Genomic DNA, 14,396 nt, shown 5'->3' with positions numbered 1-14,396 from the left:
ATTGATTATTAGAAGATGTTGAGGTGTTAGCAAATTGCGGCACCTCATTTCTTTTTCAGTTCTGTGTGTTGTAATTATGTCATAGATTTAAAGAAACGGGAAAAGAAAGAGGAACAAGTGACAATGGAAGAAAAGAGTAAGGAAAAAGACTTTGATAAAATCCTCTTATGTTTGATTTTGATTTTGGTAGTCGTTGGTTTAGTCTTTCTTTACAGCACCAGTGCGTATAATGGAAGGGTGAAATTTCATGACTCTGCGTATTATTTTAAGAAGCAGCTATTTGCTACGTCTTTGGGACTTATGGGCATGTATTTGGTGTCCTGTATGGATTATCATCTGTTAGTAAGGTTTGCACCTTTTTTTTATGTGATTTCTCTGCTTTTATCGCTGGCAGTCTTATTGTTCGGAGATGAATATAACGGTTCAAAACGCTGGTTATCTATTGGCCCCCTCTCTTTTCAGCCTTCGGAATTTGCAAAAGTGGCAGTGATTTTACTTTTGACGTTTATTTTAATAAGAACAGATGAAAAGAAACAGGGAATTGGGTATATGATAAGAACTATGGCAATTCTCCTGCCTATTGTGGGGTTGGTGGGAACTAATAACTTGAGTACAGCAATTATCATTCTGGGAATTGGTGTGATTTTAATTTTTGTTTCTAATCCAAGGTATCTGCCATTTATTGGAATTGGAGCAGCAGGGATTATATTTATCGGTATTTTTTTGAGTATGGCAAGTTATCGTTTGGAAAGGCTGGCAATCTGGCGAAATCCGGAAGCTTATGAAAAGGGTTTTCAGACGATTCAAGGTTTGTATGCCATTGGAAGTGGGGGGATTTTTGGGAAGGGGCTGGGAAGCAGTCTGCAAAAGCTGGGGTTTGTCCCTGAAGCACAAAATGATATGATTTTTTCAATTATATGTGAGGAAACAGGGCTGGCAGGCTCATGGTTCCTGATTTTTTTATTTGCCATTTTAATATGGAGGCTGATGGTAATTGCTACTCACGCCCGCGATTTGTGTGGTGAACTGTTGGCAGCGGGAATAATGGGGCATATTGCCATGCAGGTGATTTTAAATATTGCTGTTGTAACGAATACCATACCAAATACAGGAATTACCTTGCCTTTTGTAAGTTATGGAGGGACTTCTGTGCTGTTTTTACTGGGAGAGATGGGGCTTGCCCTGGCTGTAAGCAGGGATAGTTACAGTGGATAAAGCACAGAAATGTAACATTTGCATAGCATATAGTATCAGAGAATTTTTAATCGAAAAAGAGGAGTGTATGGCTTGAAGGGAATAAAAGTTGTGGGCGGAGTTCCTTTAAACGGCGAAGTAAAAATACAGGGTTCCAAAAATGCGGCACTGCCACTTATGGCTGCCGCACTTTTAAATAAAGGAACTACTATTTTATATGATTGCCCCCAAATTGCAGACGTTTTTGTGATGGAGGAAATTTTACGGCTTTTAGGGGCGAAAACTGTCTGGAATAATCATACATTGGAAATAAATACAGAATTTATTGACAAAACCCAGGTAGATGAGGAGCAAGGGCGAAAAATGCGCTCGTCTATTATCCTTTTGGGAAGTCTTTTAGGAAGGTTTCAAGAAGGAGCAGTGCCTCATCCCGGAGGATGCGTCATAGGAAAACGCCCCATTGATTTGCATTTGAAGGCTTTGAGAGAAATGGGAGCAGAAATTTCGGAGATACAAGGAGAAATTTTTGCAAAGACAAGGGGATTAAGAGGAAGTAGAATACATTTTCCTTTTGTCAGTGTGGGAGCAACACAAAATGCAGTCTTAGCCTCTGTACTGGCAAAAGGCGATACGATTTTGGAAGGGTGTTCCAGAGAGCCGGAAGTCTGTACGCTATGCAGATTTTTAAAAAAGGCGGGAGCGAAAATCGAAGGCATTGGAACCTCTCGATTAATGGTTACCGGAGTGGAAAAGCTTCACGATGTAGTGTTTCAGGTTCCCAAGGATAGAATTGCAGCAGGAACTTATCTTTGCGCCAGCGCTATTACAAGAGGACAGTGTGTTCTTTTAGATGCACCTGTGGAAGAAATGGAGGCAGTGCTTCTAGCCTATAAGAAAATGGGTGGACAATACACCTGTAATAGTGGTAAACTGACTCTATGCAGTTTTCATGCAGATAAACCATTGGATAATTTGCAGACGCAGGTATATCCGGGCTTTCCCACAGATTTACAATCTGTTTTTATGGCTGCTTTAACTGTGGCAAGAGGAGAAAGCAGAATTACAGAAAATATTTTTGAAGATCGTTTTAAAACGGTTCCCCAATTACAGGCAATGGGAGCCAGAATTGAAATGGAAGGAAATACAGCCAGGATTTTACCGGGGGAATTAACAGGAACAGAAGTAATAGCATCAGAACTTCGTGGTGGAGCTGCGCTTTTGGTTGCAGGGCTTGCGGCAAAGGGAGAAACTTATGTAAAAAACTGCAGCTATATAGAGCGGGGATACGAAGATATTTGCAGGGATTTATGTATGTTGGGCGCACAGATTTATAGGGACTAAAGGGGAAATATATGAGCAGGAGAAAATTATACAGAATTCTCATAGAAGGAATTGTATGCGCAATATTGATTTTTGCACTTGTTTTTTTTGTGGGATTTCGTGTGACAAAAGTAGAAGTAAAGGGAAATGAATTCTATACAGATAAAGAAATCAAAAAGATGGTTTTAGATGCACCGATTGCTAAGAATACTATATTGGCAATGATGATTAAAACAGAAGAAAAAACAAAAGATGCCCAGTTAATTGAAAAAGTCACATTAAAAAGAGAAAATATGAATACGTTGGTTGTTCAGGTAAAAGAGAAAAAACTGATTGGCTATTTTGATTATGAAGGAAAATATGCGAATTTTGACAGACAGGGAGTTGTCCAGATTTTGACAGAAGAACCCATTAAGGATGTGCCATATATTGAGGGACTTGATGTAAAGAACGTCAAACAGGGAGAAAAATTAAAGGGAGTGAATACGAAAAAGCTGAACACTATTTTAAGTGTGGGAAAAATGTTGGAAAAAACAGAGCAAAAGCCGGACAAGCTGGTTTTTAATGAAATGAAACAGTTGGTTTTGTATTATGGGGAGATTGAAGTTCGTCTGGGCAGCGATGAAAATATGGACGAAAAGATGAACCGCCTGGTAGGAATTCTTCCCCAGCTGGAAGGAATGGAAGGAATTCTCCATTTAGAAAATATTACAGAGGATACCCAGGCAGTGGTGTTTGATGATACCCAAAAAAGTGAAACAGATACTTCAGAAGAAGATGGAGAAGAAACCGATCCAGAAGAAACCAATCCGGAAGAGACAACGGAAGACACAACAGAAGACACACAAGAAGACCCGGAAGCAGATGTAAAAGAAAATACAGATGAAAACACAGATGAAAATCAACTGGAATATAGTGATGGCGCAGATGCAGCGGATACTCGCTCCGGGAAAAGAGAATAAGAAAAAAATTCTAAAAAATACAGAAAAAATTAGGGAAATATGAATTTACCAGTTGATAAATTTTAAAAAAGCATTTATTATATATCTATATGTATTGTTGATACATACCGGATTTCCGGATATTGAAGAAGTGAACAAATGTAATATACATTTCAATCCATACAAGTGAGCTAAAGGAGGAAATACAGTGTTAGAAATCATGACAAACGAGGCTGAATCATCTGCAAAAATTATTGTTGTGGGTGTAGGCGGAGCTGGAAATAATGCAGTAAACAGAATGGTAGAGGAAGCAATCGGTGGAGTTGAATTCATCGGAGTAAATACAGATAAACAGGCTTTAACTTTATGTAAAGCACCTACAGTCATCCAGATTGGAGAAAAACTTACAAAAGGACTTGGTGCAGGAGCAAAACCGGAAATCGGTGAAAAAGCAGCAGAAGAAAGTATTGAAGAAATCCGTCAGGCAATTCAGGGTGCAGATATGGTATTTGTAACTTGTGGTATGGGCGGCGGAACAGGAACAGGTGCTGCTCCGGTTGTTGCAGGTGTTGCAAAGGAAATGGGAATTTTGACAGTTGGTGTTGTTACAAAACCTTTCCGTTTTGAAGCAAAAACACGTATGAGCAATGCTCTGGCAGGTATTGAAAAATTAAAAGAGAGTGTAGATACACTGATTATTATTCCAAATGACCGCCTTTTAGAAATTGTAGACCGCCGTACAACTATGCCGGAAGCACTGAAGAAAGCAGATGAAGTACTTCAGCAGGCAGTTCAGGGTATTACAGACTTAATTAACTTACCTGCACTGATTAACCTTGACTTTGCAGACGTTCAGACAGTTATGATTGATAAAGGCGTTGCACATATCGGTATTGGTGAAGGAAAAGGCGATGACAAAGCTATGGAAGCTGTTCAGCAGGCAGTATCCAGTCCATTGCTTGAAACAACTATTGAAGGTGCATCTCACGTTATTATTAACGTATCCGGTGATATTTCTCTTATGGATGCAAACGATGCGGCAACATATGTACAGAACATGACAGGCGAAGACACAAATATTATCTTTGGTGCTCTGTATGATGACAAAGAAGCAGATTATGTAAGAATTACAGTTATCGCAACAGGTCTTGATGATGAAACAACACGCAAGGCAAGCGTAACAAGAGATAAAAATGCAGCAAAAACAGGAAAAACTGCAAGAACACAGCAGGAACAGCCGCAGGCACAGGCACAGCCAACATATCAGATGCCGACTTTTAAACAGCCGACATTCCAGCAGCCACAGACTACCTTTACAAGCAATGTTCCTAAAAAAGACATTCAGATTCCGGATTTCCTGAAAAACAGAAGATAGAACCTGATTTAGAGCTACCCCCGGGTAGCTCTTTTAAAAAATAGTAACGATTTTGTTATTTGGTTCTGTCATAATCCGAAAAATCTATGAATAGAATACGAACATAAGAAACATAAAATTTCAAAGGGGAGGTTTTTCGCTATGAAAGTTGGATGCGTAAAGGAAATTAAAAACAATGAGTATCGTGTGGGCATGACACCGGACAATGTAAAAAGCTATACCAATGCAGGACATGTTGTCTACATTGAAAAAGGTGCAGGAGAAGGTTCCGGTTTTACAGATGCAGAATATGAAGCAGCAGGGGCAGTGATGACAGATACAGCAAAAGAGGTATGGGATGCTTGTGAAATGATGATAAAGGTAAAAGAACCTTTAAAAGAAGAGTATAAGTATTTTCATAAAGATTTAATTTTGTATACTTATCTTCATCTTGCTGCGGATCGTCCTTTGACAGATGCATTGCTTGAAGCTGGGGTAAAAGGGGTTGCTTATGAAACATTGATAGAGAGAAACAGAACCATTCCTCTTTTGGCACCTATGAGCCAAATTGCAGGGCGCTTAAGTGTGCAGGAAGGCGCCAAATATTTGGAAAAGCCATTTGGAGGAAAAGGTATGCTTCTTTCCGGAGTTCCGGGAACGCCAAAGGCAAAAGTTGTAATTTTGGGAGCGGGTAATGTAGGTACAAATGCCTGCAAAATTGCAGTTGGAATGGGTGCTGATGTTACAATTTTTGATATTAACCTGGAAAGATTGGCATATTTGGATGATATTTTTGAAGCCAGAATTCAGACAATGTACAGTACAGACGCAGCAATAGAAAATGCAGTGAAAGATGCTGATTTGGTAATTGGTTGTGTATTAATTCCAGGTAAGGCAGCGCCAAAGGTTATGAAAAAAGCTTATCTGAAGGAAATGAAACCGGGAAGTGTAATTGTAGATGTGGCAGTAGACCAGGGTGGATGCTGTGAAACAACCAAAGTGACTTACCATGATAATCCGACTTTCGTAGTAGATGGTGTGGTTCATTACTGCGTGGGAAATATGCCGGGAGCTGTTCCCAGAACTTCTACTATAGCACTTACTAATGCAACTTTAAAATACGGACTCCAGATTGCAGATAAAGGTCTGGAAAATGCCTGCAAAGAAAATGATGTGATTTATTCAGGTATTAACACCTATGGAGGCAAGCTGACATGTAAAAATGTGGCAGACAGCTTTGAGGTGGGATATACGGAAATTAAAGAGCTATTTTAGAGAAAGTAGAAAATTCTGTTAAAATAGGACAAGTAAAGGGACTGTTGCATAAAAAAGTTTTATAAAAGATGTAACAGTTCCTTTTTTCGTTTTAATAAGGAAATGACGGGAGGATTTATATGGACAGCTTTATAGACATTTTAAAAGGTATCCAGTCTGTTGTATGGGGACCGATTACCCTGATTTTATTGGTGGGAACGGGATTATATTTTACAATACGTTTGGGGTTTTTACAAATTACAAGATTGCCTAGAGCTATCCGGTATATTTTCGAGAAAGAAGAAGGCGTAGAAGGAGATGACGGTGATGTATCTGCTTTTGCATCTCTTTGTACCACATTGGCAGCGACTATAGGAACCGGAAGTATTGTAGGCGTTGCAACAGCCCTTAGAACCGGAGGACCGGGGGCACTTTTTTGGATGTGGGTATCTGCTTTCGTGGGAATGACCACGAAGTATGCAGAAGGGGTACTTGCAGTAAAATACAGAACTATCGATGAAAATGGAGAAATTGCAGGCGGTCCTATGTACTACATTCAAAATGGTATGGGTAAAAAATGGATTTGGCTGGCGAAGATTTTTGCTGTTTTTGGTGTAATGACAGCACTTATGGGATGTGGAACATTCCCACAGGTAAATGCAATTACTGAGTCCGCACATTCCGCTTTCGGAATACCTATCTGGCTGATGGGAATTATAGTAACTATTGCGGTAGCAGCAGCGGTGCTGGGTGGTATTAAATCCATATCCAAAGCTGCTGAATTTATTGTACCAATTATGGCTATTTTTTATGTGCTGGGATCTGTGGCAATTATGATTATTAACGCAGATGCCATTCCGGGAGTATTTCAATCTGTTTTTGACGCAGCTTTTCATCCTAAGGCTATGATTGGAGGTGCTTCCGGAACAATTATTATTTCAGTTATGACTGCTTTACAGACAGGCGTTGCCCGGGGCGTTTATACGAATGAGGCAGGTCTGGGAAGTTCTCCGATTGTAGTTGCAGCGGCAAAGACAAATTCCTGCGTGCGTCAGGGACTTTTGTCTATGACAAGTGTATTCTTTACAACCTTGATTATTTGTACTATGACAGGGATTGTCGTGATTTCATCAGGACTTTTAGATACCACAGCTTTAGATGGAAGTTTACTTTCCAATGCAGCCTATAATCAGGGACTTCCCGGAAATATAGGTATGTATATTGTATCCATTGGACTGGTATTCTTTTCATTTACCACCATTATCGGCTGGTGCTATTATGGTGAAAGGTGCCTTTCCTATCTGGTAAAAAGCGTACACTGCTCTAAGATTTTTAAGATTGTCTATATTCTCTGTATCGCAGTAGCACCTTATCTTACATTAGAAACCGTGTGGATATTGGCTGATATTACCAATGCATTAATGGCATTTCCAAACCTGATTGCGTTACTGGCTTTAAGTCCGGTGGTAATTGCGGAAACAAAGAAATTTTTCAATAAAGAAATGAAAAAGTAAAAAAATGAAAAATAGGTACAGGCTCAATCATTCCATAACAAACACGTCCATTTTTTGGTTTTTCTCCGCCGCTTATGGATACTTTGCTCACCAAACTCGTGCTAAGGCACTCAAACAAGGTTCACAAAGTATCACTATGCTCGAAAAACTGCAAAAATGTTCCTATCGTTTGTTATGGAAGATTGAGATTGTACCTTTTACATATTTAAACGTTGTTGACAAATATTGTAGTTTTTATTTTTTGTTTGTGTAAGAAAATTAGGCTTGTTTTAAATGCTCCTTTACAAGTTCTATTGGAATTTCTTTTCCAGTCCAGATACGGAAGGCTTCAGCTCCCTGATATAAGAGCATGGAGTAACCATTAAAGGCTTTGCATCCTTCTGCTTTTGCTTTTTTCAGCAAGGTAGTTTCCCAGGGATTGTAGATAATATCTGCTACAGCTAGATGTTTATGGAAGATGGAGTTATCTTCAATAATGCAGTCTTCTGTATGAGGAGCCATACCCACGGAGGTGGCATTTACCAGAAGGGAGCTGTCTTTGACAGATGATTTTAAGTCCTGTTTATCAAATAAATTGTGAATGAAGATTTTACAGGTGGTTTCCTTTTCTAAATTTTCCTGTAAGGTTTTTATACGAGGTAAATGTGAACTATTCGGACGTGAAAAAATATGTATAGTATTTACACCATCAAGAGCGGCCTGGGCACAAATTGCCGTTGCAGCGCCTCCAATTCCCAGAAGTGTCATGGTCTGGTTTTTCATATCAATATTCTGTTCTTTTACAGATTGCATAAATCCAATGCCATCTGTGTTATGTCCAATGAAGTTTCCATTTTTATTTTCCACTGTATTAACTGCACCAATAAGCCGGGCAGCAGGGGAAAGACTGTCCAAATAAGAGAGTATCTTATTTTTATTGGGCATTGTGAGATTAAAGCCCTTTACATCCAGAATACGCAGTCCTTTTACTGCATCTTCTAAAGTTTTCTCATTAATTTGAAAACATAAATATACATAATCCAAATTGAGGTGCTGAAAACTGAAATTATGAATAAGAGGAGAAATGCTATGGTTTACCGGTTCTCCCAGAAGTCCGGTTAATTTTGTTGTTCCTGTAATAGCTGGCATGGATAATCCTCCTTAAAAATATATTATTATTTAGAAGTTTAAAGTGAAACAGTGGTGGTGTCAAGTGAAAAAGTGTGATAAAATCCTAATAAAGAAAAAATGAGGAAGTGATAGGATGAGTATTATAAAAATAAAAAATGTAGAAATCGGAGAAGGAATTCCGAAGATTTGTATTCCTTTAACAGGGAGAAGCAGAGATGAAATTGTAGAAGAAATGAAAATTGTAAAAGAATATGGACCGGATTTAATAGAGTGGCGTGCAGATTTTTTTGAGGAAAGTGATAATTTGGAAAAAGTCTGTGAAATGTTGGAAACAATAAACGACAATTTTAAACAAAATCCTGTTTTATTTACCTTCCGTACAAAAGAAGAAGGCGGAGAAAAATTCATTATGCCTGAAGATTATGTAAAGCTTTTAAAAGAAGTTTCAAAAAGAAAGCTTACAGATATTGTAGATGTACAGGTATTTTGGTATCCAATGAATTCCAAAGAACTAGTAGAGGAGTTAAAGAATATGGGGGTGACAGTACTTGCATCCAGTCATCACTTTGAAGGAACTCCTTCAAAGGAGGCAATTTCGGAGGCATTGTATACCATGGAAGAATGGGGCGCTGATTTTTTAAAAATTGCGGTAATGCCGCAGACGGAAGAAGATGTTTGTGCGCTTTTAGCAGCTACAATAGAAAGGAAGCAAAAGAGCCGAAAACCGATTATTACTATGTCTATGGGACAGAAGGGAATGTTAAGCAGAATTTGCGGAGAGTTTACCGGTTCTTGTATTACTTTTGCTGCGGGCAGGCAGTCATCAGCGCCGGGACAGATAAAAGCAGATGAAATGAGAAAAGTCCTTACAGATATTCATGAAATATTAAAATGATTAACATAAAGCAGGTAACATAAAATAAAAAATAAGGGTTGATACTGTCGAAAAGATTTTGTATATAACCATGTGTTTTTGACAAAATCAGCACCCCCTAACCTCTATAATAAGATTACTTATTCCAGATAAGTAAGAGAGTCATGCAGAGGTTTAGGGGGTGTTTTGTGTACTGCGAAGTATACGTGGATGTTTTTTTTGTAGTAAACCTTCTGCCCGGTTTCTTTGTGCTGTGCCTGACCAACCAATTTCTTACAGGAGCTGCCAATCCTGTAAGAGCGCTTTTGGGTGCAGCAGCGGGAGCTATGGGAAACTGTTTTATTCTTGTATTTTCAAGAGAATTGTTCAGTCTCCAAAACGGAATTTTTTATATTGTGACAGCTGTACTTATGGTAAGTCTTGGGTGCAGTGTCAAAGGACTGAAAAATTTGATTTTGAAAATGTGTGTATTTCTTGGATGCAACTTCCTGCTGGGAGGCTTTCTTTTTGTGTTTTCACAAAGAGCAAGGAGAGGTATTTTTACATTCGGAGGAATAACAGCGCTCTGTTATTGGATTTTATACATAGGTATAAGACTCTGTAAATACTTAAAAGGGAAAAGGGAACTTTACTGTGAGATGCTGATAGCACTAAACGGAAAAGAAATAAAAGTAAAAGGACTGTATGATACAGGAAACTGCCTTTATGACAGGGTAACAGGTACATCTGTTTGCGTCATGGTAAAAGACAGTTTTTTTCAATTATTGACGGAGAAACAACAGCAATTTCTGGAAAGCTTTTGCATTATGGAAATAGCAGAAGAGAAAAGAACAGAAGAGGAAGCAGCTTTTTTTCAAAGGTTAAATCCCAGATTTCTGCCTTATACCAGCGTAGGATGTCAAAGGGGACTGCTTCCTGTTGTAACCGTGGATAAGCTTACGATAAGAGGGCAGGAAGAAGAAAAGAAAATTCTGCATACTGCTGTTGGGATTTCATACACAAAGTTGTCTGAGAAAGGGAGATTTCAGGCAATCATAAGTCCGGAAATATGGAAAAAATAAGAGGAGGAGTTTTGTAAATATGGATATCTGTGTTGGAGGGAACGTGAAATTTTCAGGATTTAAAGGGGTTTTTCTGCCGAAGAGAAATGAATTGCACTATATTGGAGGAGCAGAAGTTTTGCCGGCGCCTCTTACAACACAAGAAGAAGGAGAAATGCTGGATGCCTTGTCCGGTGAGAGAAAAGAAGAAGCAAAAGCCTGTTTGATTGAACATAATTTAAGACTGGTAGTTTATATCGCAAAAAAATTTGATAATACAGGAGTAGGGGTTGAGGACTTGATTTCCATTGGTACCATTGGACTCATTAAAGCTATTAACACCTTTGATCCTATAAAAAAGATTAAACTGGCAACTTATGCTTCACGGTGTATTGAAAATGAAATTTTAATGTATTTGAGAAGAAATAGTAAAACGAAATTAGAGGTTTCTATAGATGAGCCGCTAAATGTGGATTGGGACGGGAATGAATTGTTGCTTTCGGATATTTTGGGAACGGATGAAGACGTGATTTATAAAGATATTGAAGACGAGGTAGAAAGAAAGCTTTTAGGAAAGGCTATTGATAAACTGACAAAGAGAGAGCAGACGATTGTGAGACTGAGGTTTGGGATTAATATGCCTGATGGAGGAGAGAAAACACAAAAAGAAGTAGCTGATTTGCTGGGAATTTCTCAATCTTACATTTCCAGATTGGAAAAGAAAATTATGAAACGATTAAAAAAAGAGATTGTCAGATATGAGTAAGGCTTTTTTGCCAGTAAGAAATTTTAAATTTGTATAAGAATTGTAAAAAATTCATAAAAAACAAAGTAAAAATTGGTTAAAAAATATAGCTTGACGATAAGCACACCATGGTATATAGTTTATATATGTTCATTATACACAATGAAACGGAGTAGTGTGTTACTGGTTAAGCAGGCATAAACGAAACTGTTTTGTTCACAGAAGGTGATTTGAAACAGGTAGTTTATGCCTTTTTTGTGTTTTTGAAAAGGGAGAACCTAAAAATGTATTGTATTTTGAGAATTTTGAACAATAATGCACTGCTTGCAAAAGTAAAGGAAGACGACAGTGAAAGAATTTTACTGGGAAAAGGCATTGGATTTGGCAAAAAGGCAGGGGATGAGTTTACAGAAATTCCGGGAGCGTCGGTGTATACACCGGTGGTTCGGGAGGAAAGAAATTCTGCCATGAATGTGGTGAATACCATTGACCCTGTTTACATTGAAGCAGCAGCTAAGATTATTGAAGAAGCAGAGCAAGTTTTTGACACGATAAAAAGAGATATTTTATTACCTTTAGCTGACCATATTGCCTTTGCAGCAAAGAGAGAACAGGAAAAGATATTTTTGTCTAATCCGTTTGTACCGGACATTAAAATTCTGTTCGGAAAAGAATATGCCGTTGCTTTAAAAAGCAGAGAAATTATTGAAAAAATGACAGGTTACAGGATTTCCGATGATGAAGCGGGATTTATTGCGCTTCATATTCATTCCGGACTTTCTGATGAACAGGTATCAGATACCTTAAAGACCACACAGATTATTGACGATTGTATTTTAATGATTGAGGAATGTTTAGGAGATAAAATTCACCAGGACTCTTTTGCTTATATTCGTTTGATGAGCCATTTATATTATATGGTAGTCAGGGCAAAGACAGGAGAAGCAGTAAATATAGAATTAAATGATTTTATTCGAAGCAAATATCCTAAGGCCGGTCAGATTTCGGAAGTAATCTGTCACTATATGGAGAAGAAGCTGGAGAAAAAACTGGATAAAGAGGAAATAGGATTTCTCGCTATACATATCCAGCGTATTATGTAAGAAAAAACTTTTTATAGAAGAACATTTTGAGCGAAAGGAGTTATTTAAAATGAAAAGTTTTGAGTACACAGTAAAAGATGAATTGGGAATTCATGCAAGACCTGCAGGAATGCTGGCGAAAGAAGCGAAGAAATACGAAAGTAAAATTACAATTACAAAAGAAGGAAAGACAGTGGATGTTACAAAACTGATGATGCTTATGTCTTTAGCAGTAAAATGCGGACAGACAGTAGAAATTCAGGTAGAGGGAAGCGATGAAGAAGTTGCTTTTGAAGGAATGAAAGCGTTTTTTGAAGCAAATTTATAAGGAATGGCAGGGATAGATATGAAACATCTGAATGGTAAATCTGTATATAAAGGCGTGGCACTGGGGAAAGTCTTAGTGCTGAAAAAAGAAGATTATGTTGTAAAACGAGTAAAAATAGAAAACCCGGATGAAGAGGTAAAACGTGTAGAAGCTGCAAGGGAAAAATCACAGGAACAGCTCCAAAAGCTCTATGAAAAGGCTTTAAAAGAAGTAGGAGAAGCCAGTGCAGCAATCTTTGAAGTACATCAGATGATGTTAGAGGATGATGATTACAATGAGTCCATTGAAAATATTATCCGTACGCAGGAGGTAAATGCAGAGTATGCAGTTGCTTCTACAGGTGATAATTTTTCAGAAATGTTTGCCAGCATGGACGATGATTATATGAGAGCCAGAGCTGCAGATATTAAGGATATTTCAGAACGTTTGGTAAGAAATCTTTCAGGACAAAACGGTATAGATACAGAATTTGAAGAACCTGTAATTATTGTGGCAGAGGATTTGACACCAAGTGAAACAGTTCAGATGGATAAAGATAAAATTCTTGCCTTTGTTACTGTACATGGTTCTACAAATTCGCATACAGCTATTCTTGCCCGTATGATGAATATTCCTGCTTTGATTGGTGTGGATATGAATTTAGACGAAATTCAGTCCGGTACTTGTGCTGTAGTAGATGGTTTTGATGGGGCATTTATTTTAGAACCGGACGAAAAGACAAAGGAAGAAACAAAAGCTAAAATTGCATCAGAGGAAGAAAAGAAAAATCTGCTGCTGAAGCTGAAAGGAAAAGAAAATATTACAAAAAGCGGTAAGAAAATCAATATTTATGCCAATATCGGAAGTGTAGGAGATATGGGCTATGTTTTGGAAAATGATGCAGGAGGAATTGGGCTTTTCAGAAGTGAGTTTCTCTATATTGGAAGAAATGAGCTTCCTACAGAAGAGGAACAGTTTCAGGCTTATAAGCAGGCAGTTCAGAATATGGCAGGCAAGAAAGTAATTATCCGTACGTTGGACATTGGTGCTGATAAGCAGGCGGATTATCTTAATTTAGACAAAGAAGAAAATCCGGCATTAGGATACCGTGCAATTCGTATCTGTCTGTCACAGCCGGAAATTTTTAAGGTACAGTTAAGAGCGCTTTTCAGAGCTTCCGTATATGGAACGCTTTCCATTATGTATCCAATGATTACTTCTGTAGAAGAAGTAATGAGAATTAAAGAAATCGTAAAAGAGGTAAAGGCAGAGCTTAATGCTTCCGATATTCCATACAAAGATGTAGAAGAAGGAATTATGATTGAAACACCGGCAGCAGTTATGATTAGTGATGAGTTGGCTGAATTAGTGGATTTCTTCAGTATTGGAACAAATGATCTGACACAGTATACTCTTGCAATTGACCGTCAGAATGAAAAGCTTGAGGAATTTTATAATCCTCACCACAAGGCAATTTTAAAAATGATAAAAATGGTGGTAGACAATGCACATGCTGCAGGAAAATGGGCAGGGATTTGCGGAGAATTAGGCGCGGATACAGAACTCACAGAAACTTTTGTAAATATGGGAGTGGATGAACTTTCCGTAGCACCATCCATGATTTTAAAGCTTAGAAAGATTGTTCGAGAAATGGAATAGAG

At 38.1% G+C, this 14,396-nt stretch carries 13 protein-coding genes; 12 read left to right on the top strand and 1 reads right to left on the bottom strand.

Annotated features, from left to right (window positions below; all coding sequences use genetic code 11):
• Window positions 1-123: 123 nt before the first annotated feature.
• From BQ7352_RS13050 to BQ7352_RS13025, 6 genes are all read left to right on the top strand, one after another.
• Window positions 124-1,215, top strand: coding sequence for an FtsW/RodA/SpoVE family cell cycle protein (locus tag BQ7352_RS13050; protein ID WP_200791394.1), 1,092 nt, complete (start codon window positions 124-126; stop codon window positions 1,213-1,215).
• A 72-nt stretch (window positions 1,216-1,287) separates the two neighbouring features.
• Window positions 1,288-2,535: a UDP-N-acetylglucosamine 1-carboxyvinyltransferase gene (murA, locus tag BQ7352_RS13045; protein WP_072449612.1), complete on the top strand. Its 1,248-nt coding sequence runs from the start codon at window positions 1,288-1,290 to the stop codon at window positions 2,533-2,535.
• A gap of 11 nt (window positions 2,536-2,546) precedes the next feature.
• Window positions 2,547-3,476 carry a cell division protein FtsQ/DivIB gene (locus tag BQ7352_RS13040; RefSeq protein ID WP_072449611.1) on the top strand — a complete coding sequence of 310 codons (930 nt, stop codon included), beginning with the start codon at window positions 2,547-2,549 and terminating at the stop codon, window positions 3,474-3,476.
• Window positions 3,477-3,675: 199 nt separating this feature from the next.
• Window positions 3,676-4,830: a cell division protein FtsZ gene (ftsZ, locus tag BQ7352_RS13035; protein ID WP_072449867.1), complete on the top strand. Its 1,155-nt coding sequence runs from the start codon at window positions 3,676-3,678 to the stop codon at window positions 4,828-4,830.
• Window positions 4,831-4,971: 141 nt separating this feature from the next.
• Entirely contained in the window at window positions 4,972-6,084 is a 1,113-nt protein-coding gene (ald, locus tag BQ7352_RS13030; RefSeq protein ID WP_072449610.1) for an alanine dehydrogenase, read from the top strand.
• Window positions 6,085-6,203: 119 nt separating this feature from the next.
• The gene (locus BQ7352_RS13025) at window positions 6,204-7,577 is read left to right on the top strand and encodes an alanine/glycine:cation symporter family protein (protein WP_072449609.1); all 1,374 of its coding nucleotides are present in this window, start codon (window positions 6,204-6,206) and stop codon (window positions 7,575-7,577) included.
• A gap of 258 nt (window positions 7,578-7,835) precedes the next feature.
• Here BQ7352_RS13025 and BQ7352_RS13020 read toward each other — a convergent pair whose 3' ends face one another.
• Window positions 7,836-8,705 (bottom strand): shikimate dehydrogenase, encoded by an 870-nt coding sequence (locus BQ7352_RS13020; protein WP_072449608.1) that lies wholly within the window; start codon window positions 8,703-8,705, stop codon window positions 7,836-7,838.
• Between the two features lie 115 nt (window positions 8,706-8,820).
• Between BQ7352_RS13020 and aroD the strand changes: the two genes are divergently transcribed.
• The 6 genes from aroD to ptsP all read left to right on the top strand — a co-directional run bounded on the left by aroD (window position 8,821) and on the right by ptsP (window position 14,394).
• Window positions 8,821-9,582, top strand: coding sequence for a type I 3-dehydroquinate dehydratase (gene aroD, locus BQ7352_RS13015; RefSeq protein WP_072449607.1), 762 nt, complete (start codon window positions 8,821-8,823; stop codon window positions 9,580-9,582).
• Between the two features lie 167 nt (window positions 9,583-9,749).
• Entirely contained in the window at window positions 9,750-10,622 is an 873-nt protein-coding gene (locus BQ7352_RS13010) for a sigma-E processing peptidase SpoIIGA (protein WP_242948586.1), read from the top strand.
• Window positions 10,623-10,641: 19 nt separating this feature from the next.
• Window positions 10,642-11,367 carry an RNA polymerase sporulation sigma factor SigE gene (gene sigE / locus BQ7352_RS13005; protein ID WP_072449605.1) on the top strand — a complete coding sequence of 242 codons (726 nt, stop codon included), beginning with the start codon at window positions 10,642-10,644 and terminating at the stop codon, window positions 11,365-11,367.
• Between the two features lie 263 nt (window positions 11,368-11,630).
• Window positions 11,631-12,449 carry a PRD domain-containing protein gene (locus BQ7352_RS13000; protein ID WP_072449604.1) on the top strand — a complete coding sequence of 273 codons (819 nt, stop codon included), beginning with the start codon at window positions 11,631-11,633 and terminating at the stop codon, window positions 12,447-12,449.
• 49 nt (window positions 12,450-12,498) lie between these two features.
• On the top strand, window positions 12,499-12,756 hold the full coding sequence (locus tag BQ7352_RS12995) for an HPr family phosphocarrier protein (protein ID WP_072449603.1): 258 nt from the start codon (window positions 12,499-12,501) through the stop codon (window positions 12,754-12,756).
• 18 nt (window positions 12,757-12,774) lie between these two features.
• On the top strand, window positions 12,775-14,394 hold the full coding sequence (gene ptsP, locus BQ7352_RS12990; RefSeq protein WP_072449602.1) for a phosphoenolpyruvate--protein phosphotransferase: 1,620 nt from the start codon (window positions 12,775-12,777) through the stop codon (window positions 14,392-14,394).
• Window positions 14,395-14,396: the final 2 nt, after the last annotated feature.

The sequence above is a fragment of the Blautia sp. Marseille-P3201T genome (assembly GCF_900120295.1).
GTDB lineage: Bacteria > Bacillota > Clostridia > Lachnospirales > Lachnospiraceae > Blautia.
Note: the sequence above shows the minus strand (reverse complement) of the source record. Positions and strands in the feature narration are given on the sequence as shown.

Excerpts from the sequence above, each read along its gene's own strand:
- BQ7352_RS13050 (WP_200791394.1), top strand. The coding sequence starts at position 124 with ATGGAAGAAAAGAGTAAGGAAAAAGACTTTGATAAAATCCTCTTATGT.
- BQ7352_RS13040 (WP_072449611.1), top strand. The coding sequence starts at position 2,547 with ATGAGCAGGAGAAAATTATACAGAATTCTCATAGAAGGAATTGTATGC.
- ftsZ (WP_072449867.1), top strand. The coding sequence starts at position 3,676 with ATGACAAACGAGGCTGAATCATCTGCAAAAATTATTGTTGTGGGTGTA.
- ald (WP_072449610.1), top strand. The coding sequence starts at position 4,972 with ATGAAAGTTGGATGCGTAAAGGAAATTAAAAACAATGAGTATCGTGTG.
- BQ7352_RS13025 (WP_072449609.1), top strand. The coding sequence starts at position 6,204 with ATGGACAGCTTTATAGACATTTTAAAAGGTATCCAGTCTGTTGTATGG.
- BQ7352_RS13020 (WP_072449608.1), bottom strand. The coding sequence starts at position 8,705 with ATGCCAGCTATTACAGGAACAACAAAATTAACCGGACTTCTGGGAGAA.
- aroD (WP_072449607.1), top strand. The coding sequence starts at position 8,821 with ATGAGTATTATAAAAATAAAAAATGTAGAAATCGGAGAAGGAATTCCG.
- sigE (WP_072449605.1), top strand. The coding sequence starts at position 10,642 with ATGGATATCTGTGTTGGAGGGAACGTGAAATTTTCAGGATTTAAAGGG.
- BQ7352_RS13000 (WP_072449604.1), top strand. The coding sequence starts at position 11,631 with ATGTATTGTATTTTGAGAATTTTGAACAATAATGCACTGCTTGCAAAA.
- BQ7352_RS12995 (WP_072449603.1), top strand. The coding sequence starts at position 12,499 with ATGAAAAGTTTTGAGTACACAGTAAAAGATGAATTGGGAATTCATGCA.
- ptsP (WP_072449602.1), top strand. The coding sequence starts at position 12,775 with ATGAAACATCTGAATGGTAAATCTGTATATAAAGGCGTGGCACTGGGG.